The sequence below is a fragment of the Pseudochrobactrum sp. AO18b genome, assembly GCF_000409565.1.
In the GTDB taxonomy this organism is placed as follows: domain Bacteria; phylum Pseudomonadota; class Alphaproteobacteria; order Rhizobiales; family Rhizobiaceae; genus Pseudochrobactrum; species Pseudochrobactrum saccharolyticum.
In genome coordinates this window covers 1-25,432 of record NZ_ANNO01000401.1, presented here as the reverse complement: position 1 = coordinate 25,432, position 25,432 = coordinate 1, and the positions used below count along the sequence as shown (strand labels likewise).

Annotated in this window: 21 protein-coding genes and 1 riboswitch; of the genes, 13 read left to right on the top strand and 8 right to left on the bottom strand. The window is 51.0% G+C overall.

Going from position 1 to position 25,432, the window contains the following annotated elements; all coding sequences use genetic code 11:
- Positions 1-61: 61 nt before the first annotated feature.
- The 3 genes from A918_RS0115515 to A918_RS0115505 are packed head-to-tail and all read left to right on the top strand — an operon-like array spanning position 62 to position 4,052.
- Positions 62-1,432 (top strand): glutamine synthetase family protein, encoded by a 1,371-nt coding sequence (locus A918_RS0115515; RefSeq protein WP_022711943.1) that lies wholly within the window; start codon positions 62-64, stop codon positions 1,430-1,432.
- 27 nt (positions 1,433-1,459) lie between these two features.
- Complete coding sequence (locus A918_RS0115510) at positions 1,460-2,845, top strand: aldehyde dehydrogenase family protein (protein ID WP_022711942.1); 1,386 nt, start codon at positions 1,460-1,462, stop codon at positions 2,843-2,845.
- A 34-nt stretch (positions 2,846-2,879) separates the two neighbouring features.
- On the top strand, positions 2,880-4,052 hold the full coding sequence (locus A918_RS0115505; protein ID WP_028233873.1) for an iron-containing alcohol dehydrogenase: 1,173 nt from the start codon (positions 2,880-2,882) through the stop codon (positions 4,050-4,052).
- A 68-nt stretch (positions 4,053-4,120) separates the two neighbouring features.
- Here the strand turns inward: A918_RS0115505 and A918_RS20740 are convergent, their stop codons facing one another.
- From A918_RS20740 to metE, 3 genes are all read right to left on the bottom strand, one after another.
- On the bottom strand, positions 4,121-4,624 hold the full coding sequence (locus A918_RS20740; RefSeq protein ID WP_022711940.1) for a Dabb family protein: 504 nt from the start codon (positions 4,622-4,624) through the stop codon (positions 4,121-4,123).
- A gap of 210 nt (positions 4,625-4,834) precedes the next feature.
- Entirely contained in the window at positions 4,835-5,689 is an 855-nt protein-coding gene (locus A918_RS0115495; RefSeq protein ID WP_022711939.1) for an acyl-CoA thioesterase, read from the bottom strand.
- A 373-nt stretch (positions 5,690-6,062) separates the two neighbouring features.
- Positions 6,063-8,411, bottom strand: a complete 2,349-nt coding sequence (gene metE, locus A918_RS0115490; RefSeq protein WP_028233871.1) for a 5-methyltetrahydropteroyltriglutamate--homocysteine S-methyltransferase — start codon at positions 8,409-8,411, stop codon at positions 6,063-6,065.
- A gap of 61 nt (positions 8,412-8,472) precedes the next feature.
- Positions 8,473-8,670, bottom strand: a riboswitch (cobalamin riboswitch).
- Between the two features lie 370 nt (positions 8,671-9,040).
- Between metE and A918_RS0115480 the strand changes: the two genes are divergently transcribed.
- Positions 9,041-10,306, top strand: coding sequence for a Glu/Leu/Phe/Val dehydrogenase (locus tag A918_RS0115480; RefSeq protein ID WP_022711936.1), 1,266 nt, complete (start codon positions 9,041-9,043; stop codon positions 10,304-10,306).
- A gap of 131 nt (positions 10,307-10,437) precedes the next feature.
- On the opposite strand, the gene A918_RS0115475 is transcribed toward A918_RS0115480, so the two are convergent.
- A complete protein-coding gene (locus A918_RS0115475) occupies positions 10,438-10,785 on the bottom strand; it encodes a VanZ family protein (protein WP_022711935.1) in 348 nt (115 codons plus the stop codon).
- Positions 10,786-11,145, bottom strand: coding sequence for a hypothetical protein (locus tag A918_RS20735; RefSeq protein ID WP_022711934.1), 360 nt, complete (start codon positions 11,143-11,145; stop codon positions 10,786-10,788).
- Between the two features lie 497 nt (positions 11,146-11,642).
- On the opposite strand from A918_RS20735, the gene mgtE reads away from it, so the two are divergent.
- Together mgtE and A918_RS0115455 are read left to right on the top strand one after the other, a co-directional pair.
- Positions 11,643-13,064 carry a magnesium transporter gene (gene mgtE / locus A918_RS0115460; protein WP_051139068.1) on the top strand — a complete coding sequence of 474 codons (1,422 nt, stop codon included), beginning with the start codon at positions 11,643-11,645 and terminating at the stop codon, positions 13,062-13,064.
- 278 nt (positions 13,065-13,342) lie between these two features.
- Positions 13,343-13,729 carry a MerR family DNA-binding transcriptional regulator gene (locus tag A918_RS0115455; protein ID WP_022711931.1) on the top strand — a complete coding sequence of 129 codons (387 nt, stop codon included), beginning with the start codon at positions 13,343-13,345 and terminating at the stop codon, positions 13,727-13,729.
- A gap of 35 nt (positions 13,730-13,764) precedes the next feature.
- Here the strand turns inward: A918_RS0115455 and A918_RS20730 are convergent, their stop codons facing one another.
- Positions 13,765-14,727 carry a DUF1624 domain-containing protein gene (locus A918_RS20730; protein WP_022711930.1) on the bottom strand — a complete coding sequence of 321 codons (963 nt, stop codon included), beginning with the start codon at positions 14,725-14,727 and terminating at the stop codon, positions 13,765-13,767.
- 1,082 nt (positions 14,728-15,809) lie between these two features.
- Between A918_RS20730 and A918_RS0115435 the strand changes: the two genes are divergently transcribed.
- Positions 15,810-17,213 (top strand): L-serine ammonia-lyase, encoded by a 1,404-nt coding sequence (locus A918_RS0115435; RefSeq protein WP_022711927.1) that lies wholly within the window; start codon positions 15,810-15,812, stop codon positions 17,211-17,213.
- A gap of 79 nt (positions 17,214-17,292) precedes the next feature.
- Here A918_RS0115435 and A918_RS0115430 read toward each other — a convergent pair whose 3' ends face one another.
- On the bottom strand, positions 17,293-17,685 hold the full coding sequence (locus A918_RS0115430) for a pyrimidine dimer DNA glycosylase/endonuclease V (RefSeq protein ID WP_022711926.1): 393 nt from the start codon (positions 17,683-17,685) through the stop codon (positions 17,293-17,295).
- Positions 17,685-18,563, bottom strand: a complete 879-nt coding sequence (locus A918_RS20725; protein WP_022711925.1) for a BadF/BadG/BcrA/BcrD ATPase family protein — start codon at positions 18,561-18,563, stop codon at positions 17,685-17,687. Before A918_RS20725 ends, A918_RS0115430 begins: the two co-directional genes overlap by 1 nt.
- Positions 18,564-19,208: 645 nt before the next feature.
- Between A918_RS20725 and A918_RS0115415 the strand changes: the two genes are divergently transcribed.
- The 6 genes from A918_RS0115415 to A918_RS0115390 form a co-directional block, all read left to right on the top strand.
- A complete protein-coding gene (locus A918_RS0115415) occupies positions 19,209-20,483 on the top strand; it encodes an ABC transporter substrate-binding protein (protein ID WP_033316183.1) in 1,275 nt (424 codons plus the stop codon).
- Between the two features lie 175 nt (positions 20,484-20,658).
- Positions 20,659-21,588, top strand: coding sequence for a carbohydrate ABC transporter permease (locus A918_RS0115410; RefSeq protein WP_022711922.1), 930 nt, complete (start codon positions 20,659-20,661; stop codon positions 21,586-21,588).
- Positions 21,589-21,598: 10 nt separating this feature from the next.
- Positions 21,599-22,438, top strand: coding sequence for a carbohydrate ABC transporter permease (locus A918_RS0115405; protein ID WP_022711921.1), 840 nt, complete (start codon positions 21,599-21,601; stop codon positions 22,436-22,438).
- Positions 22,435-23,502: a Gfo/Idh/MocA family protein gene (locus A918_RS0115400; protein WP_022711920.1), complete on the top strand. Its 1,068-nt coding sequence runs from the start codon at positions 22,435-22,437 to the stop codon at positions 23,500-23,502. The genes A918_RS0115405 and A918_RS0115400 overlap by 4 nt, the downstream gene beginning before the upstream one ends.
- Positions 23,503-23,564: 62 nt before the next feature.
- Positions 23,565-24,566 (top strand): ABC transporter ATP-binding protein, encoded by a 1,002-nt coding sequence (locus A918_RS0115395; protein ID WP_022711919.1) that lies wholly within the window; start codon positions 23,565-23,567, stop codon positions 24,564-24,566.
- Positions 24,567-24,806: 240 nt separating this feature from the next.
- Positions 24,807-25,432, top strand: a 626-nt coding sequence (locus tag A918_RS0115390; protein ID WP_022711918.1) for an OmpA family protein, incomplete at its 3' end; no start/stop codon positions are given.

Below are 25,432 nucleotides of genomic sequence, written 5' to 3'. Positions count from 1 at the left end.
GCCGCCGGAGGGGCGGCGACACTCCATTCTAATAAAATGCCGATGAAGCACGGAGTTGTAAATGACCGGAAACCTGACTTTTGATGCGCTGAAAAAAGCGGTCGCGAATGATGAGATTGATACCGTGCTTGTCTGCCTGACAGATATGCAGGGACGACTGGTTGGCAAGCGTTTCTATGCGCAGTTTTTTGTTGAATCTGCCTATGATGAAACCCATGGTTGCAGTTATTTGCTGGCCGATGATATCGATATGGAACCGGTTGCCGGATATGAGGCTGCCAGCTGGGATCAGGGCTATGGCGATTTTGTCATCAAGCCGGATATGTCCACGCTGCGGATTGCGCCATGGCTGGAGAAAACCGCTCTGGTATTATGCGATGTGCTCGACCATCACGATCATTCCGATCTCGCACATTCGCCACGTGCAATGCTGAAGAAACAGCTGGCACGGCTGAAAGAGCGCGGTTACCGCGCCTATTTTGCCTCAGAGCTTGAATTCTATCTCTTTGATGAGACTTATAAATCTGCGCGCGATAAATACTGGAAACATATGGATACATCCTCTCCGTATATTCAGGATTATATGATCCATCTGACCAGCAAGGAAGAACCAGTGCTGCGTGCGATGCGTAATCATCTCGCCAAAGCCGGTATTCCGATTGAGAATTCAAAAGGCGAGGCAGGTTCCGGTCAGCAGGAACTTAATGTTCGCTATGCCGAAGGACTGGATATGGCCGATCGCCATGTCATCATGAAAAATGCGATGAAGGAAATTGCCGAGGCGCAGGGCAAATGCATCACCTTCATGGCGAAATATGATTATTGCAAAGCCGGAAGCTCCAGCCATGTGCATAATTCCCTGTGGAGTCTGGATGGCAGCAAGTCACTGTTTTATGATCCTGATGCGCCTTATACCATGTCGCCGCTGATGCGCTCATGGGTGGCCGGACAGCTGAAATATGCCGCGGATTATACCTATTTCCTCGCGCCTTATGTCAATTCTTACAAGCGTTTTCAGGCGGGCACTTTCGCTCCGACCAAGATCACATGGAGTCGGGATAACCGCACAGCCGGTTTCCGCCTTTGCGGCGAAGGTACCAAAGGTATTCGTATTGAATGTCGTATCGGCGGTTCTGATCTCAACCCTTATCTGGCTTTTGCCGCGCTGATCGCTGCTGGCTTACGCGGTATTGATGAGAAGCTGGAACTGGAGGAGCCGTTTGTCGGTGATGCCTATGCGGCAGTGAAGCTGCAAGAAATTCCATACACCCTGCGCGATGCCATTGAAACGCTGAAGAATTCTGAATTCCTGAAAGAGGCTTTGGGCGAGAAGGTTCTTAATCATTACGTTCATACGGCTGATTGGGAACAGGTTGAATATGACCGCCGTGTCACTGACTGGGAGCTGCATCGTGGTTTCGAGCGCTATTGATTTAAGAATTATAAAAGGAATGAAGCCATGAGCGAAGTGGCGAGACTGATTTCTCCGATTGACGGTTCTGTTTATGCGGAGCGTGCCTGCCTCGATCTGGGGCAGGTGCAAGCCGTTGTGTCTGCTGCCAGACAGGCGCAGGCAGGCTGGGCAGCGCTGAGCATTGCTGAACGCGCAGGATACTGCTCGGCGGCACTCGCTGCTCTGGCCGCAATGAATGACGAGCTGGTGCCGGAGATCGCCTGGCAGATGGGGCGCCCGGTACGTTATGGCGGAGAAAATGGCGGCGTGCAGGAACGCGGCCAATATATGATTAATATAGCGGAAGAGGCGCTTAAGCCTCTGGTGCCGGAAGAGAAAGACGGGTTCCGCCGCTATGTGAAACATGTGCCACTTGGCGTGGTGATGGTGATTGCACCGTGGAATTATCCGTATCTGACAGCGGTGAACACGATTATTCCGGCGCTGATGGCTGGGAATACGGTTATTCTCAAACACGCCACACAGACACTGCTCGCCGGTGAGCGCTTTGCCAAAGCGTTTGAAATTGCTGGTTTGCCAAAAGGCGTGTTCAGCAATGTGGTGCTGGGACATGCAACTACGGAGGCGTTGCTTGCCTCAGGCACGATTGACCATGTGAATTTCACCGGTTCAGTCGGTGGTGGTCGTGCGATTGAAAAAGCTGCTGCCGGTACCTTCATGAGCATCGGGCTGGAGCTTGGCGGTAAAGATCCAGCCTATGTGCTGCCGGATGTTAATGTCGAGCATGCTGTTGCCAATCTCGTGGATGGTGCATTTTTCAATTCCGGCCAGTGCTGCTGCGGTATTGAGCGCATCTATGTGCATGAGGCGGTCTATGACAAATTCGTTGACGGTTTCGTTGATCTGACCAGCCAATATGTGGTGGGCAATCCGTTGGATGCATCCTCAACATTGGGGCCGATGGCACATGCGCGTTTTGCCGATCTGATCCGTGAGCAGAAGGCGGAAGCACTGCGTAAGGGGGCAAAAGCCCATATTAATATGCAGGTTGAGAATGACCGCGCCGGTTCACCTTATATCGCGCCTGAAGTACTGACCAATGTCGATCATCAGATGAGCGTGATGCGCGAAGAAAGCTTCGGGCCGATTGTCGGCATCATGAAAGTGCGCAGCGATGAAGAAGCTGTTGCGCTGATGAATGACAGCAATTTCGGGCTGACAGCATCACTCTGGACACCGGACACGGATCGCGCGGCCAATATTGCCGATCAGATTGAAACCGGCACCGTGTTTATGAACCGCTGTGACTATCTCGATCCGGGACTGGTCTGGACCGGTGTTAAAGATACGGGCAAGGGCGCTTCGCTGTCTTCTATCGGTTACGGCAATCTCACCCGTCCGAAATCCTATCACCTGCGTGAAAAAATCTGATCCGCCTTTGAATTTTGATGTGAAAGCAAATGCAATGACAACATTGATCTCAAAATGGAATTTCCCGACCACTGTGCTGTTCGGTGCTGGTCGTATTAAAGAACTGCCTGCAGTGCTGAAAGCTGCCGGCATCAGCAATCCGCTCTTCGTCACCGATCCGGGACTGGCGAGATTGCCGGTTGTGGCATCGACATTGGCAGTGCTGGATGAAGCCGGTGTAAAATACGGCACTTTTACTGAAGTGAAGCCTAATCCGGTCGAGAGCAATCTGACAGCCGGTGTTAAAGTCTATAATGACGGTAATCATGATGGTGTGATTGCATTCGGCGGCGGCTCGGCACTTGACCTTGGTAAACTGATTGCATTTCAGGCCAAGCAGACACGTCCGGTCTGGGATTTTGAAGATATCGGCGATTGGTGGACACGTGCAGACAGCGCGGTGATTGCACCGGTGATTGCTGTGCCGACAACGGCAGGAACAGGCTCGGAAGTTGGTCGAGCCGGTGTGCTGACCAATGAGGCAACACACACCAAAAAAGTGATTTTCCATCCGAAAATGCTGCCGGTGACAGTGATTGCTGATCCTGAGCTTTCCGTTGGCATGCCGCCTTTCATCACCGCTGGCACAGGACTGGATGCGCTAGCGCATTGCTTGGAGGCCTATTGTGCACCGGGTTATCACCCGATGGCGGATGGTATCGCGCTGGAAGGTATCCGGCTGGTGTTTGAAAATCTGCCGGTCGCCTATGCGAATGGTCGCGATATTACAGCGCGTGCCAATATGATGGCTGCGGCGGCAATGGGCGCAACAGCTTTCCAGAAGGGGCTTGGCGCTATCCATTCGCTGTCGCATCCGATCGGCGCGCTTTATGATACGCATCATGGCATGACCAATGCGGTCTTTATGCCTTATGTGCTGCATCATAACCGTGCGGCGATTGAAACCCGTATCGGACGGTTGGCTGATTATCTTGGCATTGCAGGTGGCTTTGACGGCTTCGTTGCAGCAGTGATGAAGCTGCGCAAAGAGCTGAATGTGCCGGACAGTCTGCCGGAGTTTATCAAGGGTCTGGAAATGGATGACGCCCGCAAGGATATGATTGCGGAAATGGCCATTGTTGATCCGACAGCCGGTGGCAATCCGGTTGAACTGACAAAAGACGGCGCGTTGAAGCTGCTTAATCAGGCGCTTAAAGGCACAGCCTGACAGTGTGAGTTGCTATACAGAATAAGGCGGTAGCAAAAAGCTGCCGCCTTTTTGTATTGGGGCGTGGATTATTTGTCGGAGACAAAATCAAAGACCAGCGAGCCCCGATCAGCCAATAGCGGCGCAACAAATTCTTTGAACTTCTGATGTTCCGGATCGTAAAAGGCCGGATCGATCACGGCCGGTGTGCCGACATAATAGTTCCGGTCACCTTCAGAGCGGAATTTGACAATAAATGCCTGATCGAAACCCTGAGCAAGATTTTCAAAACTGTTTTGTCTGCCCGCATGAATGGAAACAATATAAGGTTCACCATTGCGCCTTGCTGTGTGCTTCATATTCCGAAAACGCAGTAAAACGGCCATGCGTTGTGCATCACTTACATCAGGCCTGTAGCGAAACAGGACAATGTGGCGAATGACACCGGGTTTATAGTCCGGCGCTGTAAAAATTTCCGGTTTTTCTTCCTGCTGGAATGTAATTGGAATATGATTGCCGTGCCAGATAGATTGCGCCTGCGCGGAAGGGGTGAGGAAGAGTAATAATGCTGTGGCTTTAATGAATTGATGCATAATGGCCTCAAAATTTATTTTATGATATTCAATAAGTATTCTGAAATTAAATGCACTTTAGTATGAAATATTATGGCTTTGAGAAATATACAAAATATGATTTGAATAAAAGTGTTTTTTGTAAGTTGTTGTATTTGTAGTGCAATTGGCGGTTAAATGGCCGGATGCGCCGGCAAAATTACACGATTTTGCCGGCATGAATTGATGCAGTTAAGGGCGTGAGCCTTCTTCAGCCAATACCGGCACCGGATGGCCGCTTTCATCCACCGCTACCATGGTGAATTCACCTTTTGCAGTCATCAGACGTTCGCCGCTCATCAGATCTTCCGACCAGAGTTCGGTGGAAACAACGACAGAGCTGCGGCCGGATTTGATGACTTTCGACACGAGTTCAAGAATAGAACCCACACGCACCGGATATTTGAAATCCATTCTGCGGGAAGAAGCCAGCACGGTTGGCAGGCGGCAATAACGGGTAGCGGCAATGAAAGCACTTTTGCTCATTTCAGCCATAGCCTCGCCACCGAACATGGTGCCATAGGAATTGGCCTGATCCGCAAATACCACATCCGACATACGTAAAAGTGTCGGCTGGTCATCAATAGTCTCTGCCGTTACTGTCTTCGGCATAGGCGGCAGGCTCCATGCTTTGTCTTTTGTCAGTTCTGTTTTGGCAACCATGTGGAACAGTCCGCGGGTACACAGCACACGCTCGCCGCCGATCATATTCTCAGCCACCATTTCCACTTCAACCGAAAGCGAGGTGCGGCCGACACGGATAACTCTGGCCGTCAGTTCAACAATCTGCCCGAGCTTGACCGGCGCAGTATAATCAATACGTTCGCAAGAGGCGGTGACGAAAGGCACACGTCCGTGACGGGTGGCAGCAATGAACGCCACGCGATCCATCAGCGCAAAACCTGCACCGCCGAATAATGTGCCGTGATGGTTGGTGTCTCCGGGGAAAACAACGGTCACGAGACGTGAAATCAGAGGCACATCCTGACCATAAATCATCTCATCAGATGGTTGGATTTTCTGGTCATCATTCAGGGGCGCTGTCATGGATTTGTCCTTGCATGCCTTTGTCGGATTGCAGAAGGCATGTCCTTATCCGGTATTTAAACACTAGAGCGGTTTACGTCCAGATTGGATCACAGTGCTCGCTCTAGATACATTTAATTGTCGCATGTTCGCGGACGCTAAATGAGTCCATTTAGCTGCGCCATGCTCTATCTTTCGCGCTTTTACGGCGCATAAGGCCATTACACAAGGTTTGGTGACGGCATAGTGATGCCGGTTTTTGACCCGTTATATCAGGAAGATATTCCATCTTATTGTTTTTCAATATTCAATCCGTATTTGTCACATAATGAAAAAGCCGTGACAGTGGGGACTGTCACGACATTTATCTTGTTTGTGCTGCTTGTCTTTATTGTCAGGCAGCGGCGCGCAACTGGCGGGCAGCTTCAACCAGATTGACAAGAGCCGGTTTGGTTTCTGCCCAGCCACGGGTTTTCAAACCGCAATCCGGATTGACCCAAATCTGCTGCGCCTTGAGTTTCTGCGCTGCTTTTTCAATCAGATCGACCATTTCTTCCACATCAGGAATACGTGGCGAGTGAATGTCATAGACACCCGGACCAATTTCGTTCGGATAGCCCTGTTCGGAGAAAGCGCTCAGCAGTTCCATTTTGGAACGTGAGGTTTCAATCGAAATCACATCAGCATCTAGTGCTGCAATCGCAGGCATAATGTCGTTGAATTCCGAATAGCACATATGGGTGTGGATCTGGGTTTCATCGTTCACACCTGCGGCACTGAGACGGAACGCTGTTACAGCCCATTCCAGATAGGCAGCCCAGTCGCTTTTACGCAGCGGCAAACCTTCACGCAGAGCCGGTTCATCAATCTGGATAATGCTGATACCTGCGGCTTCCAGATCGGTCACTTCATCACGCAATGCCAGAGCAATCTGACGGCAAACCTCGGAACGTGGCAGATCATCGCGCACAAAAGACCATTGCAGCATGGTGACAGGGCCGGTGAGCATACCTTTCATTGGTTTATCGGTTTTGCTTTGGGCGAATTTTGCCCATTCGACAGTCATGGCAACCGGACGGGAAACATCACCATAGATTACCGGAGGGCGCACATAGCGCGAACCGTAGCTCTGTACCCAGCCGGATTGGGTGAAGGCATAGCCGTCGAGCTGTTCGCCGAAATATTGCACCATGTCATTGCGCTCAAATTCACCGTGAACCAGAACGTCAATGCCGATTTCCTCCTGCCAGCGGATTGCTGTTTCGGTTTCCTGCTCGAGGAAGTTTTGATAGTCGGCAGCAGACAATTCGCCTTTAGTAAAGCGCGAACGTGCCTGACGAACCTCTGTTGTCTGCGGGAAAGAGCCGATGGTTGTTGTCGGGTAAAGCGGCAGTTTCAAATGATCTGCCTGCAATTTGACGCGTGTATCAAACGGGCTTTTGCGATGCGACTGCGCATCGGTAGTCGCTGCAACGCGTGCCTGCACTGCCTTATTGTTGACCTTGGCTGAGGCCTTGCGGGCGGCAATAGCTTCATCCGAGGCCTTTAAAGCGGGTTCTGCTGTTTCCGGCTTGTCACCAAGAACTGTGCCGAGCACAGACAGTTCTTCCAGTTTCTGCGCGGCAAAAGCCAGCGATTGACGGATTTCCGCATCGAGTTTCTTCTCCGATGCCAGATCAATCGGCACATGCAGCAGCGAGCAGGATGATGCAATCTGCACAGTATCGGTGCCACGCTTGGCAATGACTGATTTTACACGTCCGGCAATGGCACGCAGATCAGCTCGCCAGATATTGCGGCCGTCGATTACGCCGAGTGAGAGCACCAGATCGGGGCGGGCGATTTTAGCAGCGGCATCAAGATCCTGTGGTGCGCGAACCAGATCAATATGCAAACCGGCAACCGGCAGTGTGATTGCGGTCAGCAGATTGTCGCCATAGGAGCCGAAATAATTGGCCAGCAGGATTTTCAGTTCCGGCAGTTTTTCCGCCAGAAACTCATAGGTCGTGCGGATAGCGTCATGGTCGCGGGCATCAAGATCAAGGCTCAGAACCGGCTCGTCAATCTGCACCCAGTCAGCGCCTGCGGCATGAAGCTGGACAAGAATTTCCGTATAGACCGGCAGCAGGGCTTCCAGTGTCTTGTTCAGATCAAAATTGGCATCGTTGGATTTGCCGAGCTTGAGGAATGACACTGGCCCGAGCAGAACAGGGCGGGTGTGAATGCCAAGTTCTTTGGCTTCATTGAATTCGTTGAGCGCTTTATTGTCGGTCAGGGTGAATGTCTGGCCGGCGCTGAATTCCGGCACCATGTAATGGTAATTGGTGTCGAACCATTTGGTCATTTCCAGCGCGGGTACGCCATTACCGGAGGCGCCGTTGCCGTGATCACGGCCGCAGCTGCAGCTTGCCAGTTCTATCGGTATAATGACCTTACCCCCGCGTGCCAGTGCGAAATAGGTGTCCAGATCAACCTTGCCGCTTTTCCAGCCATAGACTGCCGGAATAACGCCGAGCGTTACAGCCAGATCAAGCACATGGTCATAGAGGGAGAAGTCATTGGACGGAATGTTCTTAATGCCTTTTTCCTGCTGCAGTTTCCAGTTGGCGGCGCGCAAGGATTTGGCAGTGGCAAGCAGGTCTTGCTGTGAGGATTTGCCTGCCCAGTAGGATTCAAGAGCGAATTTGAGTTCACGCTGTTTTCCGATACGCGGAAAACCGAGATTGGCTGTAGTAACGGTCATTTCAATACCCCGACGAATGCTGGCAAATTGTTGTTGCGGGCAGAAGGCGTAGCCCTTTTTGTCTCTTAAAGATGTACCGGGCAGGTCTCCTGGCTTGCGGGTCATCCTTCGCTTCCGGTCTTCCCAAAATACCGCCATTTCAGTTGCCTGAAAGCCGATTTGTTGGCCGCCCCGCATTCCCTCTTAGCTTTCATACAATCGGGCAAAGGTTTGGGAGGATTGCGCAATTGCAGGAAGAACCACGATATAGAGAGACTGCCTCATCAAAAACTGAATGTCAATAATGATATAAAGATTTGTTTATATGGATATATAGTTATGAATTGCATTGAATTGCGCATTGATACGTAAAAATCATTGGCAGGACATAGAACTGAAATCCCGCTGATACGAATCAAATGGTGAAAATATGCGCCGTCAGGGATTTGTGCGGACACGGCGTCAGATTATTTTTCTAATATACATTTCCGCGTCAGCGCATGTCGCATTAATCATGTGCTTACGGTCTGATATTGTGCTGATTTTGCATAATGTCAGTATGGCTGCCATATTTTTATTGCGCGAATGGCTGGCAAAAGTTATGCAAAACGTAATTTTTCATGCTGCAATCGCAAGAAAGGGAAATTTCGATGTCGCAGGATAATCCTCTCGAAAATGCACTTGTTCGTCTTGATGAAGCCGCCAGCCATCTGGATATTGACGCGGATGTTATCGAAAAGCTGAAATTTGCCCGAGAGACTACCAAGGTGCGACTGATGATCCGTATGGATGACGGATCACGAAAATCCTTTATTGCATGGCGTTGCCGCTATGATGATACACGCGGCCCGACAAAAGGCGGCATCCGTTATCATCCTGAATCAACAGCTGAAGAAGTGGAAACACTGGCTTTCTGGATGACTTTTAAATGCGCGGTGATGAATCTGCCTTATGGCGGCGGCAAGGGCGCTATTCAGGTTGATCCGCGTAAACTCTCCAAGGCAGAACTGGAACGGTTGTCACGCGCTTATATTCAGGCTTTTGCCCGTATACTGGGGCCTGACCGCGATATTCCGGCACCGGATGTTTACACCAATTCGATGATTATGGGCTGGATGGCCGACGAATATTCGCAGATTGTCGGCCAGTCATCGCCTGCGGTGATTACCGGTAAGCCGATTGCGCTCGGCGGCTCGCTTGGTCGTGATGATGCAACGGCACGCGGCGGTTTCTATCTGGTGCGCCATCTGGCTGCCGATCTCGGGCTGTCAGAAGAATTGCATGTCACCATTCAGGGCTTTGGTAATGCCGGTCAGCATATGGCCAAGCTGATGACCAGTGATGGTCATAAGATTGTTGCGGTGTCGGATTCTGAGGGCGCGGTTTATTGTGCATCCGGTCTGGATGTTGCGGCGCTGATCCATGCGAAGCAGAATGGCCGCTCGGTTCTGGCAACAGTAGGGCATGGCGGTCATGAGGCACTGGCAGCGGAAGATCTGGTCGGCGTTGCCTGTGATGTGCTGGTTCCTGCGGCGATGGAAGATATGATCCATGCACGCAATGCCGGTTCTGTGAAAGCCAAGCTGATTGTGGAGCTGGCCAATGGTCCTGTGACACCCGAAGCCGATGCTATTCTGGAAAAAATGGGCGTAACAATCCTGCCGGATATTCTGGCTAATGCCGGTGGCGTGACCGTTTCCTATTTTGAGTGGGTGCAGAACCGCCAGTGCTATTATTGGGAGCTGGAAGAAATCCATTCGCGCTTACGCGTGATTATGGAGCGGGAAGGTCGCGCTATCTGGAATGTTGCCAAGGACAAAGGCGTAACCATGCGCACCGCCGCTTATGTTCATGCGCTGTTGCGTCTCTCGCAGGCGATTGAAGCACACGGCACGCAAAGTGACTTTGTTGCGTAAAACGCAACGGGTGTGATTTTGTTGCCTGAAAAGGTAACGGGAATTGATCCCCGATGCATATACAAAATATAATGAAGGCCGGTGAAAACCGGCCTTTTCCATTTTATAAAGAAGATGAAATATCTAATTGATTATTTTAAAGATTGTTTCCAGAAAAGAATGATTTTTCCGAGTGTAACACCGGCAATAGCACCAGCGGATTTGACAATGAAATCCGAGATTTCGCCATGTCTGTCGGGCGTCAGGCGCTGCATCAGTTCAAACAAGCCGGCAGCAGAAATCAGCATAATCAGAACCAGCGCCCAGCGCTTCGGATAGGCCAGACAAAACAGCAGGCCAATTACCAGCAGCATTGTAAAACGCTCGGCAGTCACATAACCCGGAATATGCGGGCGAAAGCCAATCGGGCTAATGGTGACTGCAAGAAGCAAGGCCAGCATCAACCAGGCAAGAACAGGCAATACAGGAAAACGGCGCATTTATTCCTCGTCAGTCGGTAGCTGCTGGGTTTCATCCTCATTGCAGGGAAGATACAGCATTTCGGTAAACAGCGTTTTGACAGTCTCGCCGAGAAGGAAATCACGGCCGGCGATTTCATCGACGCCGATGCACCATTGCACGCCACGCGGAGAAAGGCCGAACTCCGTCGAGAGATAGGATTTGGCATATTCTACGCCGTCTGCGCAATCTGTCTGACGGGTGTCTTTACAAAACCCGCCTTCCTGAGCAAGCTGTTTCAGAGACTGCTGTCCGGCAGACATTGTATAGAAATAGGTGCCAGCGCAGGATGCTGCGACCACACCACCAATGCCGATCAATGCAATGACTGCTTTTCTCATCGTAAACCTGTCTGGAGCGGGTTCGGAAGGCTTCTGTCTGCCGCCTTAGCACGGAGGGGGATTGAGGGCTAGAGCATTTCCCAGTCAAGTTGGGTCAACTTGACGCTCTTAAATTCGCCAAGTTGGGTCAACTTGACGGCTGTGAAAATGCAACCAAATAAAAAACCTAGAGCGGACGCTATGGTCCTATCTGAACGCAAACCGCTCTAGACTACGCTTGAATGAATTATGACAGCTTTACAGAGCAGATTTATGGATCAGCGCCTTTTGCCCGTATTTCAGCTGTGTTGCACATCGGACATATCAGCGATGATAAGTCATTTTTCCGGTGCTTTGCTGCGGTGCAGTACCTTGTTATTATGCGTATGGCTTTTTATAGAGTTGCTGTGCGCATTGCACAGATACGACACAAAACGGATATACAGTTCTGTTAGACGCTGTTTTCCTGATTGCGTTCTTTCCCGTCCATTTTCTGCTCTCTCACTGAAACGGTTCATATGCAGCACACTGACCCGTCCCAAAACATTGATTCCGAAAAACATATCCGCGACGATGTGTATGATGAGGACGGTTCTGTCAGTGAGGCGCTTGTAACCCGTATTGAGGCTGCGCTTGAAGCGCGCGATGCCGATCTTCTGCGTGATGAAGTGCGCGATCTGCACCCTTCAGAACTTGGCCATCTGCTTGAAGCGCTGGATGCCACTGAGCGTCAGTCGCTGGTAGAATTGCTCGGCGAAGAATTCGACTTTGAGGCGCTGACCGAGGTTGATGAAGCGATCCGTCTTGAGATCGTGGATGCCATGCCCAACGAGCAGATTGCCGAGGGTGTGCAGGAACTCGATTCCGATGATGCGGTTTATATTCTTGAGGATATGGACCAGCAGGATCAGGACGAGATTCTGGCCAAGCTGCCATTTACCGAGCGTATCCGGTTGCGTCGTGCGCTGGAATATCCGGAAGACAGTGCAGGGCGCCGTATGCAGACGGAATTTGTCGCCGTGCCGCCATTCTGGACGATCGGACAGACGATTGACTATATGCGTGAAGACAACGACCTGCCGGACAGGTTCTCGCAGGTTTTTGTAATCGATCCGGCTTTTCATCTGCTCGGCACAATTGATCTTGACCGCCTGTTGCGTGTGCAGCGCGTTGTGCGTGTGGAAGACCTGATGGTTGAGGCACGCCACGCTATTCCCGCGACGATGGATCAGGAAGAAGCCGCACAGATTTTTGAACAATATAACCTGCTGTCCACTGCTGTTCTCGATGAGAATGAACGTCTCGTCGGCGTGCTGACGATTGACGATGTGGTAGATGTTATTCAGGAAGAAGCCGAAGAAGACATCATGCGTCTCGGTGGTGTGGGTGATGAAGAACTGTCCGACAGCTTCATGACTATTGCCCGCTCGCGCTCGCCGTGGCTGTTCGTCAATCTGTTTACGGCTTTTCTGTCTGCCTCAGTGATTGGTCTGTTTGACGGCACTATTCAGCAGATGGTGGCGCTGGCGGTGCTGATGCCGATTGTTGCCTCAATGGGCGGTAATGCGGCAACCCAGACCATGACCGTGACTGTGCGTGCGATTGCCACCCGTAATATTGATATTCACAATGCGGCACGCGTTATCCGCCGTGAGGCGCTGATCGGGCTGCTTAACGGCATGATGTTTGCAATTATGATCGGTACAGTTGCGGGTTATTGGTTTGATAACTGGCATCTCGGCGGCATTATCGGCAGTGCAATGATTATCAATATGCTGGCGGCAGCCTTGGGCGGAATTCTCATTCCGCTGCTGTTGCACCGTCTGGGTGCGGATCCGGCCATTGCATCTGCGGTTTTTGTGACCACTGTGACGGATGTGATCGGCTTTCTTGCCTTTCTCGGTCTGGCGACCTGGTGGTTCGGCTTCTCGTTCTCTTAAATCCCATGCGTTTTAAAGTTGCGTAATATGCGCCTTATGCGATTTTTTGTTGCGTATTTTTTATTATTTAATATTGAATGATATTTTGCTTTGTGAGCGGGGATTTTCGCGATTTACAGCAAAAATGAGATTTTTACAGGCCGGATTGTTTTTCGGGTACTCCCAAAAACAATCCGGCAAAAATAATCCGGCAATGACTATCAAGCAATTGCGAATGAAATATTGACTTTTACGTAAATGCGATGTCACAAAGAGAAGAAAACAAGTTGGTGGACTGAATGCGTGAATATTATTCGATTACGGAGCTGACGAGGGAGTTTGGGATTTCCACACGAACTCTGCGCTTTTATGAAGACGAGGGGTTAATTCATCCTCTGCGTCGTGGTCGGACACGTCTTTTCCGTCCTTCAGACCGGCATTTGCTTAAACAGATTATGCGTGGCAAACGGCTCGGCTTTTCGATTGCTGAAATTCACGAAATTATCCAGATGTATCGCGAACCGCCGGGTGAGGCCGGTCAGCTGCGCCTGCTCATTAAGCGCGTTGAAGAAAAGCGCGAGGATTTGCGCCAGAAACGTCGCGATATTGACGAGACATTGAGCGAGTTGGATCAGGTTGAAGAAGCCTGCATCGGACGCATGGCCGAGCTGGGTGTGCGTACCTGACAGCGCGATTAATTAATCGGAAGGGCAGTCTATTCTTATTGAACAGGCTGCCCTTCTTGCGTTTTAGCGACACATTGTGCGGAGAATGTGCTGAGTTTTTCGCGCTCTTCATCTGTTGTGGTGCTGCTTTTCAAGAGATTGGTCAGCTGGTTGCTCTGGATATTTTCCAGCATACAGCCGCAATAGATCCGGCATAGTTGCGGGTCACTGTCGGCACTGCACTGAACAGTGCATTGCTGGATAAAATTGGCAGCCTGAATTGCCGGTGATGGCGGGAGGATTGCCGAAAACCCGTAGAGCAGACCGATCAGGATAGGTTGATGCACCAGATAAAAGATCAGGCTGTGACGGCCGATAAAGATGAGCAGGCGTTCCAGCCATTGCGGTTTGATCCCGCCTTGCAGCAAGCGCAGCAAACCGGTTGACTGCATGATACGCGCCGCCGCAATGCCGAGCAGCACTGCACCAAACCACGGAAACAGCGGCACATAATCGTTGGAAATCGGATTGACGGTCGAAAGGCCAACCCACCACAGTGCCGGATGGTCAAAAATTTCTGCGCGGAAATAAACCGGTGTTGCTATGATTGCTGCGGCCAGTGCAACAGTGATCCATACGGGCATGCGCAGGAATAACAGGCCGAGCAGGCTTGCCAGTGCGATCTGATGCAGAATGCCGAAGAAGATAAAGCCTTGCGGCATGAAAAACCATGTCAGCAGGCTGATTGCGGCGGCGGCAATAACCACTTGCGCCAGACGTTTGAAAAATGGCTGCCAGCGAATGGCGCGGCCATGGGCAAGCACCAGACTGAAACCGACCAGAAACAGAAAGCTGGAAGCAATGCAGCGGGCAAAAATCCGCCACCAGCCCTGACTGGCGCTGCCCTGCACCAGATAGCCGAAAAATTCCAGATCCCAGCCGAAATGATAGATCGCCATGGCAATCAGTGCCAGCCCGCGGGCAATATCCAGTCGTCCGAGACGTGAACCGGATTTCATGGGTGTTACAGCGTTAAGAGCAGTGCTGGCCGGATTCATTGCAGACTTTCAGCTGAGGCGTTTGTACGGATTTGATTGCCTATAGCTATAATGAGTTCATGCCGGTGACAAGCTGACAGATGACAGGAGATTTGTCGTGATTTGGTGGTCAGACTGGTGCGGTAACGGAGGGTAACTGGCTTTAATGTGTGGTTATTACATGTAGTTCAGACAGAATTTGGCCGAAATGGTAAATATGACAAGATGAGGTTTTACAATTAGATAATTGAATTTAAATGGTAATTTCTATCATGGTAAATTTGCATAGCTGCTATGTCATGGTTTCGTCGCAATTGCAGATTGCTTGTGAACCGGCTTTGGATTATAAATAAAGGACAGGCATAGCAATGAGTGCGGTGCATGTTCTCATGAATGAAATACCGGAAACGAGTAAAATATTCCATGGATGAAACAGTTCAGAAGTCCTGCTGGGGTGTAACCCTTTGGGCAGTTATTGGATTGGCCGCTGTAATTTTGTTGACCTATTTGTTCTCCGTGTAATTACGGATATTCAAAAGAAATTTCAGAGCGTTCAGATCACCGGTGCTTTCAAAGCCCGGTGATTTTTTATTGTGCTGCCGGTTTTGCTGGAGCGGTTTACGTCCAGATTGGATCACAGTGCTCGCTCTAGATTCTTTAATTTGCCGCATTATCACAGCCGTCAAGTTGATCCAACTTGGCGAATTTAAGAGCGTCAAGTTGATCCAACTTGACTGTGAAATGCTCTGGAGCCTGCTTTTTCAAAAGGCGATATTTCAAACATTGTCGCTTTCTTGCTGTTTTTTGGTGCAATCCGCGCATGTTGCCACCATATTAAATGAGACACTTATCTGATCCGGTTTTACAGAACCGCATAACGGGTTATATAGGGCTTGAGATGAGGGAGTTTGCGGGCGGTGATTTGCCTGCACTTTTAGAGCGGTTTACGTCCGGATTGGATCATAGCGCTCGCTCTGGATTCTTTGCTTTGTCGCATATTCGCGGACGCTAAATGAGTCCATTTAACTGCGATATGCTCTGGAAATGAAAGAACGGTATCTTCTATGTTCCTGTCAGTTTTTGATCTGTTTAAAATTGGCATCGGGCCGTCCAGCTCCCATACAATGGGGCCGATGACGGCAGGGCATCAGTTTCTGAAAGAGCTGAAAGACGGCGAGTGGCCACGTCCGCATAATGCGAAAGTGACACGTATCAAAGCCTATCTGCATGGTTCGCTGGCTTTTACCGGTATCGGTCATGCAACGGATCGGGCGGTTATTCTCGGCCTTTGCGGGTTTTTGCCGGCCAATATTGATCCGGATAAAATGGACGATCTGCTGGCCAAAGTGAATGAAGAGCACAAAATTCGCCCGAGCGGTCATCCCGCCTATGATTTTGACCCCAAAGCCGATCTGGTAATGGATCGTAAAGTGGCTTTGCCGGGGCATGCCAATGGTCTGGCTTTTGAAGCGCTGGATCGTGACGACCGTGTTTTGCTGCGCCGCGTTTATTATTCGATCGGCGGCGGCTTTATTGTCACCGAAGAAGAGCTGAATGCAACGCGTGTAAGCGGCGGCAAGAAGCAGGTTGACGATAATGTGCCTTATCCTTTCTCCACGGCGAAAGAGATGCTGCAAATGTCGGCGGCAAGCGGTCTTTCCATTGCGGAAATGAAACGCGCCAATGAAGAAACCCGCATGAGCCGTGAAGAGCTGGATGCGGGGCTGGATAAAATCTGGGATGCTATGCGCAGTTGTATTGAGCGCGGGCTGACACAGGAAGGCATTATGCCGGGCGGGTTGAAGGTGCGCCGTCGTGCCAAGCAGCTGCATGACCGGCTCAATGAAGAATGGCGTCAGAACCGTCATAATCCGCTGCTCGCTAATGACTGGCTGTCCGTCTATGCGATGGCGGTAAATGAAGAGAACGCTGCCGGTGGCCGTGTTGTTACTGCGCCGACCAATGGTGCAGCTGGTGTTGTGCCTGCTGTCATGCGCTATTATCTGCATTTCCATGATGACGCTGACCAGAAGGGCATTCGTGACTTTCTGCTGACCTCTTCAGCCGTTGGCGGCATTATCAAACACAATGCGTCGATTTCCGGCGCTGAGGTTGGCTGTCAGGGTGAGGTCGGCTCGGCTTCGGCTATGGCTGCCGCAGGGCTCGCTGCTGTGCTGGGCGGAACACCTGAGCAGATTGAGAATGCGGCTGAGATCGCACTGGAACATCATCTGGGCATGACCTGCGATCCGATTGCCGGACTGGTGCAGGTGCCTTGCATCGAGCGTAATGCGCTGGGTGCGGTAAAGGCTGTGACCGGTGCATCATTGGCCGTGAAGGGCGATGGTACGCATTTCGTGCCGCTGGATGCTTGTATCGAAACCATGCGCCAGACCGGCGTGGATATGAATGAGCGCTATAAGGAAACCAGTCTCGGCGGGCTTGCCGTGAATGTGGTTGAGTGCTGATTTCAGCTTTATAGAATACAAAAACTCCGCATGATGAATGCGGAGTTTTTTATTTATATCAATAAGATATGATAATATTTTAATCTTTTGAATTAGGTTTGTTCAGTCGCTCAGCAATCCGTGCTTTGTTGATGGTGATTGCTGCTTCATCCGGCTGCCAGTCAGCACACCAGTGTTGCGGAATGCCTTCAATAAGATGTGCTGTCGATTGGTAAGACGGCTGATAGCCGCGGCGCAGCATTTCATCAATCAATGCCTGTTGCCGTTGCACGAGAAAGCCCAGACGCGGATAGAAGAACCGTACATGGCCTTTGCCCAAAGTGTAGCTGCGCGGATTGCGCGGATCATCCGGCTTTTCTCCGCGCTCAATGGCTGCACGGGCAAGTGTGAAAATCCGCGGCAGCTCACGATATTCAGCCACCAGATGCGGACCGGTCAGTTCCTGCGGTGGTATACAATTGATACGGGTCATCAGAGCGCAGCGGCTTTGCTGTTCAATTTGGCCGCGAGAGCAACTGCACCGGTCAGGGCATCGGCTTCTGGTGCGCGCAGACGCGGCTGATAGCGTGCAGACAAACGCGGGCCGTAAAGCGCACCGAGACCGCCGATCAGAGACAGAACCGGCTGATCGTCACTCATGGATACGTCGAGAGCGGCTTCAATCGTCTCGACCGATTGTTTGAGAATTTTTTCTGCCAGCGGGTCATTTTGCGCAGCATATTCAAAAACCATCGGCGCAAAACGGCCAAAATCATTCGGGCGTGCATCATGCGCGAAGCGCACAATGGCATGCGGTTCATTGTCAAAATGATCAAGCAGCGCATTGCTGAGCGGTGTGCGCTGATAAATACCGTCATAGGCCAGCAGGGATTCTTCCAGAAGCTTCTGGCCAAGGCGTGCACCGCCGCCAAGATCACTGACTTTGAAGCCCCAGCCACCTTTCATAGTGACAGTATGATTGCGGCGGGAAATATAAACAGAGCCGGTGCCGAGGATAACCACAACGCCGTCCTGATCGCCGATAGCGCCCTGTAACGCGATAATACCGTCGGAGACCACGCTGCTTCTGGCAAAGGGCAGGGCTTGCTGCAATTGTTCGGCAACGCCGGAAACATTGGCACCTGCCAGACCGAGGCAGGCAGTAATGCGGCTATAGGATTTTACCGGCAATTCGGCAGCAAGCAGTGCGGCATCGGTAGCCGCAAGAATATTTACCACAGATATATCCATATCAGTCATGATATTGGCAGGGCCTGCCTGACCGGTACCCAAGACTTTACCTGTTGTATCTGCAATTGCTGCACGGCATCCGGTGCCGCCACCGTCTATGCCAAGAATATAATCCGCCACATTATGCTCCCGATTCTCTGCCCGTTTCTGATACGGGTTTTATTGCAGGTAACACAAATTGCCAATTCCGAGAATATTTTCATTTAAACCGTTTTAAATTATCCGCAAGGCCAGTTAATTGCCCGCCAAATGCTTTTGCGAGTCGCATCACTCAGCTTTCACTCCGGTTACGCGAATTGGTATTCAAGGATGGTCTTTTATGATGATCCATATGGTCGAAAAAAATAGAACCAATATTGCTGTTTGAATAAGACGACTGCCCGAGAATGCAAGTAATGGTGATAAAATCTTTGCTTTTGCTGGACAGGAAAAGATATTTACGCATTACTCTGTGTGAGGACAGACGGGAGAAGAGGTCTTAAGGGAGCTGTGAGTGCCGGACGGGGTATTTTGAGGAATATACCGCAACCTGCATCATGAAAATTCCCGAAGTTTTTCTTTCTGCAATCAATGGTTCTGTTCTGAGGCTGAGGGACATGATTTTTTGTCCGTATGCCGGAATTGGCAGCTGATAATGAACAACCGGTGCAGCTTTTTGCAACGGTAAATCTGAAAGTGACTATCCGGAAAATCGGAAGTGCTCTGAGAACAGAAACAAACATATTTCAATGACGCCTCTGAATGAGTGCGCGCGGGGAGAGTAAAATGAACTTTAAAAACTTCAGTTCCGCTTTGCTGGCATCAAGTGTTCTTGGTGCTTCCGTATTGGGTGCTGTATCGGGTGCTTCGGCGCAGGATGTAACACTGACCATTGAAAGCTGGCGTAATGATGATCTGCCGATCTGGCAGGAAAAGCTCATTCCGGCTTTTGAGGCAGCTAATCCGGGTATTAAAGTTACCTTCAATCCTTCTACACCAACCGAATATGATGCGGCGCTGGGTGCCAAGCTTGATGCCGGTACTGCCGGTGACATCATTACCTGCCGTCCGTTCGACAAGTCACTGGCGCTTTATGAAAAAGGCCAGCTGTCTTCGCTCAACGATCTCGATGGTATGAAGAATTTCAGCGATGTGGCAAAATCCGCATGGCAGACCGATGACGGTAAGACATCTTTCTGCGTGCCGGTTGCCTCGGTTATTCATGGCTTCATCTATAACAAAGATGCCTTTGAAAAAGTAGGAGTCAGCGTTCCTAAGACTGAAGAAGAATTCTTCGCAGCGCTCGACAAGATCAAAGCTGACGGCAATTATATTCCGATGGCTATGGGCACCAAAGATCTTTGGGAAGCCGCAACGATGGGCTACCAGAATATCGGCCCGACATATTGGAAGGGTGAGGAAGGTCGTAAGGCTCTGATCGCCGGTACACAGAAGCTGACCGATGCGGACTGGGTTGACCCTTATAAGACCCTTGCAAAATGGAAAGATTATCTGGGCGACGGTTTCGAAGCACAGACCTATCCGGACAGCCAGAACCTGTTCACCCTCGGCCGCGCCGCAATCTATCCGACCGGTTCATGGGAAATCAGCGTTTTCAACCCGCAGGTTGATTTCAAAATGGGCGCGTTTCCGCCTCCGGTTCGTAAAGACGGCGACACCTGCTATATCTCCGATCACAACGATCTGGGTATCGGCATGAATGCCAAGACCAAAAATCCGGAAGCGGCTGCCAAGTTCCTGAACTGGGTGGCATCGGATGAATTCGCAACCATTTATGCGAATGCGCTGCCGGGCTTCTTCAGCCTGTCTTCCAACGAAATCAAGCTGGAAGACCCGCTGGCTGCGGAAATGGTTGGCTGGCGTAAGGATTGTAAGTCGACCATCCGTTCGACCTACCAGATCCTCTCACGCGGTACACCAAATCTGGAAAACGAAACCTGGATTGAATCCGCAAATGTTATCAATGGTACAGTGACACCTGAACAGGCCGGCGAAAAGCTGCAAAAAGGCCTCGACAGCTGGTACAAGCCTGCGAAATAACATGAATTGAAGCCATTCGCCGCAACCCGTGCCATTGTCTGATGAAGATGTGGTGCGGGGGCAGGCGGATGGCTTTTTTGCCGTGTTATTATTGTTACCTGTTTTTTATGCATGTTCCGGCACAAGACTAAAGTTGCTCTGCCGGAAATGCCCTGTTTGAAAGCTTACGACCGGTATGGCGCGAAATTCGACAAGCAAACCGCCTTTCCGCTGGCATATAGCGGTTTTTCTGGCACCGGCGGTGCTGGTTTATACGGCTATTATGATCCTGCCGCTTTTCGGAACCATGCAATTGTCGCTGTTCCGCGTTGAAAATCAGGAAAGCTTTTTTGTCGGTCTGGATAATTTCCGCACATTGCTCGGTGATGAGCGCTGGTCGGCGAGTTTCTGGAACGCGCTGGGCAATAATATGTGGTTCTTTATCATCCATATGGTGGTGCAGAACCCGATCGGTATTTTGCTTGCCGCATTGCTCAGCCATCCGAAACTGCGCTTTGCCGCTTTCTACCGCTCCGCGATTTTCATTCCGACCATTCTGTCCTTTGTGATTGTCGGCTTCGTGTGGAAGCTGATCCTGTCACCGCTTTGGGGCGTGGCACCGAATATGCTGGATCTGGTGGGGCTGAAGAGCCTGTTCGCACCATGGCTCGGCCAGAAAGAATATGCGCTGACAGCACTTGGCCTGATTTCGGTCTGGCAGTTTATCGGTATTCCTATGATGCTGATCTATGCGGCGCTGCTGTCTATTCCTGATGAGATTATTGAAGCTGCGGAATGCGACGGGATTACCGGCGCATCACAGTTCTGGAAGATCAAGCTGCCGCTGATCCTGCCATCCATCGGGATTATCTCCATTCTGACCTTTGTCGGCAATTTCAATGCGTTCGATCTGATCTATTCGGCGCAGGGTGCACTGGCAGGGCCTAATTATTCCACCGATATTCTCGGCACATTCATGTTCCGCACCTTCTTCGGTTTCCAGCTTCAGGTTGGCGACAAGAATATGGGTGCAACGATCGCCTCGCTGATGTTCTTCATCATTCTGATCGGCGTCTGTGTCTATCTGTTCGGTATTCAGCGACGTCTGCGTCGCTACCAGTTCTGAGGATATTAATATGAGCCGCGCAACACAGTCTCCGGTACGCAGTATCGCCGCCCATGCGATCCTTATCCTCTATACGCTGATCGCCCTGTTTCCGGTGGTGATTATCATCATCAATTCCTTCAAGACCAAGGCGGCAATCTTTCGCTCGCCTTTGTCATTGCCGAATTCGGAAACATTCAGTCTGATCGGCTATCAGACAGTCACGTCGCAGGGGAATTTTTTCCTTTATTTCCAGAATAGTATGATTGTTACCGTGGTGGCGATTGCGCTGGTGCTGATTTTCGGGGCAATGGCCGCCTTCGCACTGTCGGAATATCGCTTTCGCGGCAATACGCTGATGGGGCTTTATCTGGCGCTGGGTATTATGATCCCGATCCGCCTTGGCACAGTTTCCATTCTGGAACTGATGGTTGCCAGTGGTCTGGTGAATACGCTGACATCGCTGATCCTTGTTTATACGGCGCAGGGACTGCCGCTGGCGATTTTCATCCTGTCTGAATTTATGGGGCAGGTGTCGAAAGACCTCAAAGATGCCGGCCGTATGGATGGTCTGAGTGAATATCGTATTTTCTTCCGCCTCGTGCTGCCGCTGGTGCGTCCGGCTATGGCAACTGTTGCGGTGTTTACGATGATCCCGATCTGGAATGATCTCTGGTTCCCGCTGATCCTTGCGCCGTCTGAGGAAACCAAAACTGTTACGCTGGGCGCACAGATGTTTATCGGGCAATATGTAACCAACTGGAATGCGGTTCTGGCCGCGCTGTCGCTGGCAATCCTGCCGGTACTGATCCTGTATTTCATATTCTCCCGTCAGTTAATTCGCGGCATTACCGCAGGAGCAGTCAAATGAGTGAAGTCGGGGCAAAAAAACTGCGCGTAATGGTCGCCGGTCTGGGGAATATGGGCTTAAGCCATGCGCTGGCCTATCATAAAAATCCGGGCTTTGAGATTGTCGGTCTGGTCAATCGTTCAAGCGTTAATCTGCCAGAGGAACTGCGCTCCTATCCGCTGCTGACTTCCTATGAAGAGGCATTGCAGCAGCTGAAGCCTGATCTGGTCTGCGTGGCGACCTATTCGGACAGCCATGCTGATTATGCGATTATGGCAATGGAAGCCGGCAGTGACGTTTTCGTTGAAAAGCCATTGGCGACAACCGTGGCTGATGCGGAGCGTGTAGTTGCAAAAGCCAAAGAGACAGGCCGCCAGCTGGTGATCGGCTATATTCTGCGCCATCATCCGTCATGGGTACGCCTGATTGAAGAAGCGCGCAATCTCGGCGGGCCATATGTTTTCCGTATGAATTTGAACCAGCAGTCCAGCGGTGCCCATTGGCAGACGCATAAACAGCTGATGAAAACCACATCGCCGATTGTTGATTGCGGTGTGCATTATCTGGATGTGATGTGCCAGATCACCGATGCCAAGGCTGTAGAAGTGCGCGGCATGGGCGTGCGTTTGAGCGATGAAGTTGCGGAAGGCATGTATAATTACGGCCATTTGCAGGTGCTGTTCGCGGACGGCTCAGTAGGCTGGTATGAAGCAGGCTGGGGGCCGATGATGTCGGAAACAGCTTTCTTCGTGAAGGATGTGATCTCGCCAAAGGGCTGTGTGTCCATTGTGATGGAAGAGGGCGCAAGCTCTGCCGATATCAATACCCACACCAAAACCTCTGTAATCCGCGTGCATCAGGCTGAAACTGATGCAGAGGGCAAGTTCAAAAAGCAGGACGAGCTTTTATCTATGCAGGGTGAGCCGGATCATCAGGAATTGTGTGACCGCGAGCAGGCTTTCATGCTGAAAGCGATCACCGGGAATATTGACCTGACTCGCCATATGGATGATGCGGTGCAGTCTTTGCGTATTTGTCTTGCCGCGGATGAAAGCGTGCGCAGCGGTCTGGCTGTGAAATTGTAAAACAGCCTGCGATTTGCATTGCGTAGCTTTGGCCTTGAAAACATTCTGACAGGAAAACGACTTTGGGAACTCTGAAACTCAATAATATCCGTAAATCATATGGTCAGGTCGATATTATCAAAGGTATCGATCTGGATGTGCGGGACGGGGAACTGGTCGTTTTCGTCGGACCGTCTGGCTGCGGAAAATCCACACTGCTGCGTATTATTGCGGGGCTGGAGGATGCCAATTCCGGTGAAGTGCGTATTGACGACCAGGTGGTCAATCAGACGCCGCCTGCCAAGCGCGGTATTGCCATGGTGTTTCAGAGCTATGCGCTCTATCCGCATTTGACGGTTGAAGCCAATATGGGGCTTGGTCTTAAACAGGCTGGCAAACCGGCAGCTGAAATCAGTGGACGGGTTACGCAGGCTTCCGGCATGCTTTCGCTTGAGAGCTATTTGCAGCGCCGTCCGGCCGAACTTTCCGGTGGTCAGCGTCAGCGTGTGGCGATTGGCCGTGCGCTGGTACGCGAGCCGAAACTGTTTCTGTTTGATGAGCCGCTTTCCAACCTTGATGCGGCATTGCGTGTGAATACGCGTCTGGAAATCGCCAAGCTGCATCGCCAGCTGTCTGCAACCATGATTTATGTGACTCATGATCAGGTGGAAGCGATGACGCTGGCAGACCGGATTGTCGTGCTGAATGCCGGTAAGATTGAGCAGGTCGGTGCACCGATGGATCTCTATAATGCACCGGATAATGAGTTTGTCGCAGGCTTTATCGGTTCTCCGAAAATGAACTTCGTTGATGCTACTGCGCTGAATGACGATCAGGCAAAGCGCATCGGTATCCGGCCGGAGCATATTACGCTGGACAGCAATTCAGGTCAGTGGAAAGGCTCTGTCGTTCATGTTGAGCAACTTGGTGCTGATACCAATGTCTATCTGGATACGGAGACAGCAGGGCTGCTGACAGTGCGTATCTTTGGCCAGTATCGCGTGGAGCCGGGAACTGTGATTTATGCGACGCCGGAGAGCGATAAAATCCATCGCTTTGACGGCGAGGGGCGTGCGATCCGCTAAGCGCTGCGATTCTTGAAATAAGAGCAAAATCCTTGCGGATTTTCCGGTTGCACTTCTGTGTTGCTCAATATTACGGGCAATTATGGATGTAATTATCAGCTTTAAAGCGTGTTTATTGAAGTGTGAAACTTTAAAACACGCTTTTCGCGATATGAATTTGACCTTACGTCCAAAATTAACCAACATGCTGCCGTATTTGCCGTTATCCTGCGGCACATCTTGAATCAGGAAAATTGAACCATGTTGAAAAAGATTGCTATTGCCGCAACCGCAGCGACCTTTCTGGCCGGTTGTACAACAGATCCTTATACAGGCGAACAGAAGATCTCCAACACCGCCGGCGGTGCAGGTATCGGTGCTGCTGTCGGCGCGCTGGGCGGTCTGATGGTCGGCGGCTCGAGCACTGCGCAGCGTAATGCTGTTCTGATCGGTGCCGGTCTTGGCGCGCTGGGTGGCGGTGCAATCGGTAACTATATGGATCGTCAGGAAAATGAACTGCGCGCGCAGCTGCAAGGCACCGGCGTATCGGTTACCCGTAACGGTGATCGCATTATCCTGAACATGCCTTCCAGCATTACCTTTAACACCGATCAGGATGTTGTAATGCCGCAATTCTATTCGACACTGTCTTCAGTGGCGATTGTTCTGCGTAAATTCGACAAGACACTGGTTGATATTAAAGGCCATACGGATTCAACCGGTTCTGCTTCACATAACCAGAATCTGTCGCAGCGCCGCGCTATGTCCGTTGGTAATTATCTGAGCGGTCAGGGCATCGATGGCCGTCGTTTTGCGATTATGGGCTTCGGCTCAACCCAGCCGGTTGCTTCCAATGCAACACCGGATGGCCGTGCGCAGAACCGTCG

Excerpts from the sequence above, each read along its gene's own strand:
- A918_RS0115515 (WP_022711943.1), top strand. The coding sequence starts at position 62 with ATGACCGGAAACCTGACTTTTGATGCGCTGAAAAAAGCGGTCGCGAAT.
- A918_RS0115510 (WP_022711942.1), top strand. The coding sequence starts at position 1,460 with ATGAGCGAAGTGGCGAGACTGATTTCTCCGATTGACGGTTCTGTTTAT.
- A918_RS0115505 (WP_028233873.1), top strand. The coding sequence starts at position 2,880 with ATGACAACATTGATCTCAAAATGGAATTTCCCGACCACTGTGCTGTTC.
- A918_RS20740 (WP_022711940.1), bottom strand. The coding sequence starts at position 4,624 with ATGCATCAATTCATTAAAGCCACAGCATTATTACTCTTCCTCACCCCT.
- A918_RS0115495 (WP_022711939.1), bottom strand. The coding sequence starts at position 5,689 with ATGACAGCGCCCCTGAATGATGACCAGAAAATCCAACCATCTGATGAG.
- metE (WP_028233871.1), bottom strand. The coding sequence starts at position 8,411 with ATGACCGTTACTACAGCCAATCTCGGTTTTCCGCGTATCGGAAAACAG.
- A918_RS0115480 (WP_022711936.1), top strand. The coding sequence starts at position 9,041 with ATGTCGCAGGATAATCCTCTCGAAAATGCACTTGTTCGTCTTGATGAA.
- A918_RS0115475 (WP_022711935.1), bottom strand. The coding sequence starts at position 10,785 with ATGCGCCGTTTTCCTGTATTGCCTGTTCTTGCCTGGTTGATGCTGGCC.
- A918_RS20735 (WP_022711934.1), bottom strand. The coding sequence starts at position 11,145 with ATGAGAAAAGCAGTCATTGCATTGATCGGCATTGGTGGTGTGGTCGCA.
- mgtE (WP_051139068.1), top strand. The coding sequence starts at position 11,643 with ATGCAGCACACTGACCCGTCCCAAAACATTGATTCCGAAAAACATATC.
- A918_RS0115455 (WP_022711931.1), top strand. The coding sequence starts at position 13,343 with ATGCGTGAATATTATTCGATTACGGAGCTGACGAGGGAGTTTGGGATT.
- A918_RS20730 (WP_022711930.1), bottom strand. The coding sequence starts at position 14,727 with ATGAAATCCGGTTCACGTCTCGGACGACTGGATATTGCCCGCGGGCTG.
- A918_RS0115435 (WP_022711927.1), top strand. The coding sequence starts at position 15,810 with ATGTTCCTGTCAGTTTTTGATCTGTTTAAAATTGGCATCGGGCCGTCC.
- A918_RS0115430 (WP_022711926.1), bottom strand. The coding sequence starts at position 17,685 with ATGACCCGTATCAATTGTATACCACCGCAGGAACTGACCGGTCCGCAT.
- A918_RS0115415 (WP_033316183.1), top strand. The coding sequence starts at position 19,209 with ATGAACTTTAAAAACTTCAGTTCCGCTTTGCTGGCATCAAGTGTTCTT.
- A918_RS0115410 (WP_022711922.1), top strand. The coding sequence starts at position 20,659 with ATGGCGCGAAATTCGACAAGCAAACCGCCTTTCCGCTGGCATATAGCG.
- A918_RS0115405 (WP_022711921.1), top strand. The coding sequence starts at position 21,599 with ATGAGCCGCGCAACACAGTCTCCGGTACGCAGTATCGCCGCCCATGCG.
- A918_RS0115400 (WP_022711920.1), top strand. The coding sequence starts at position 22,435 with ATGAGTGAAGTCGGGGCAAAAAAACTGCGCGTAATGGTCGCCGGTCTG.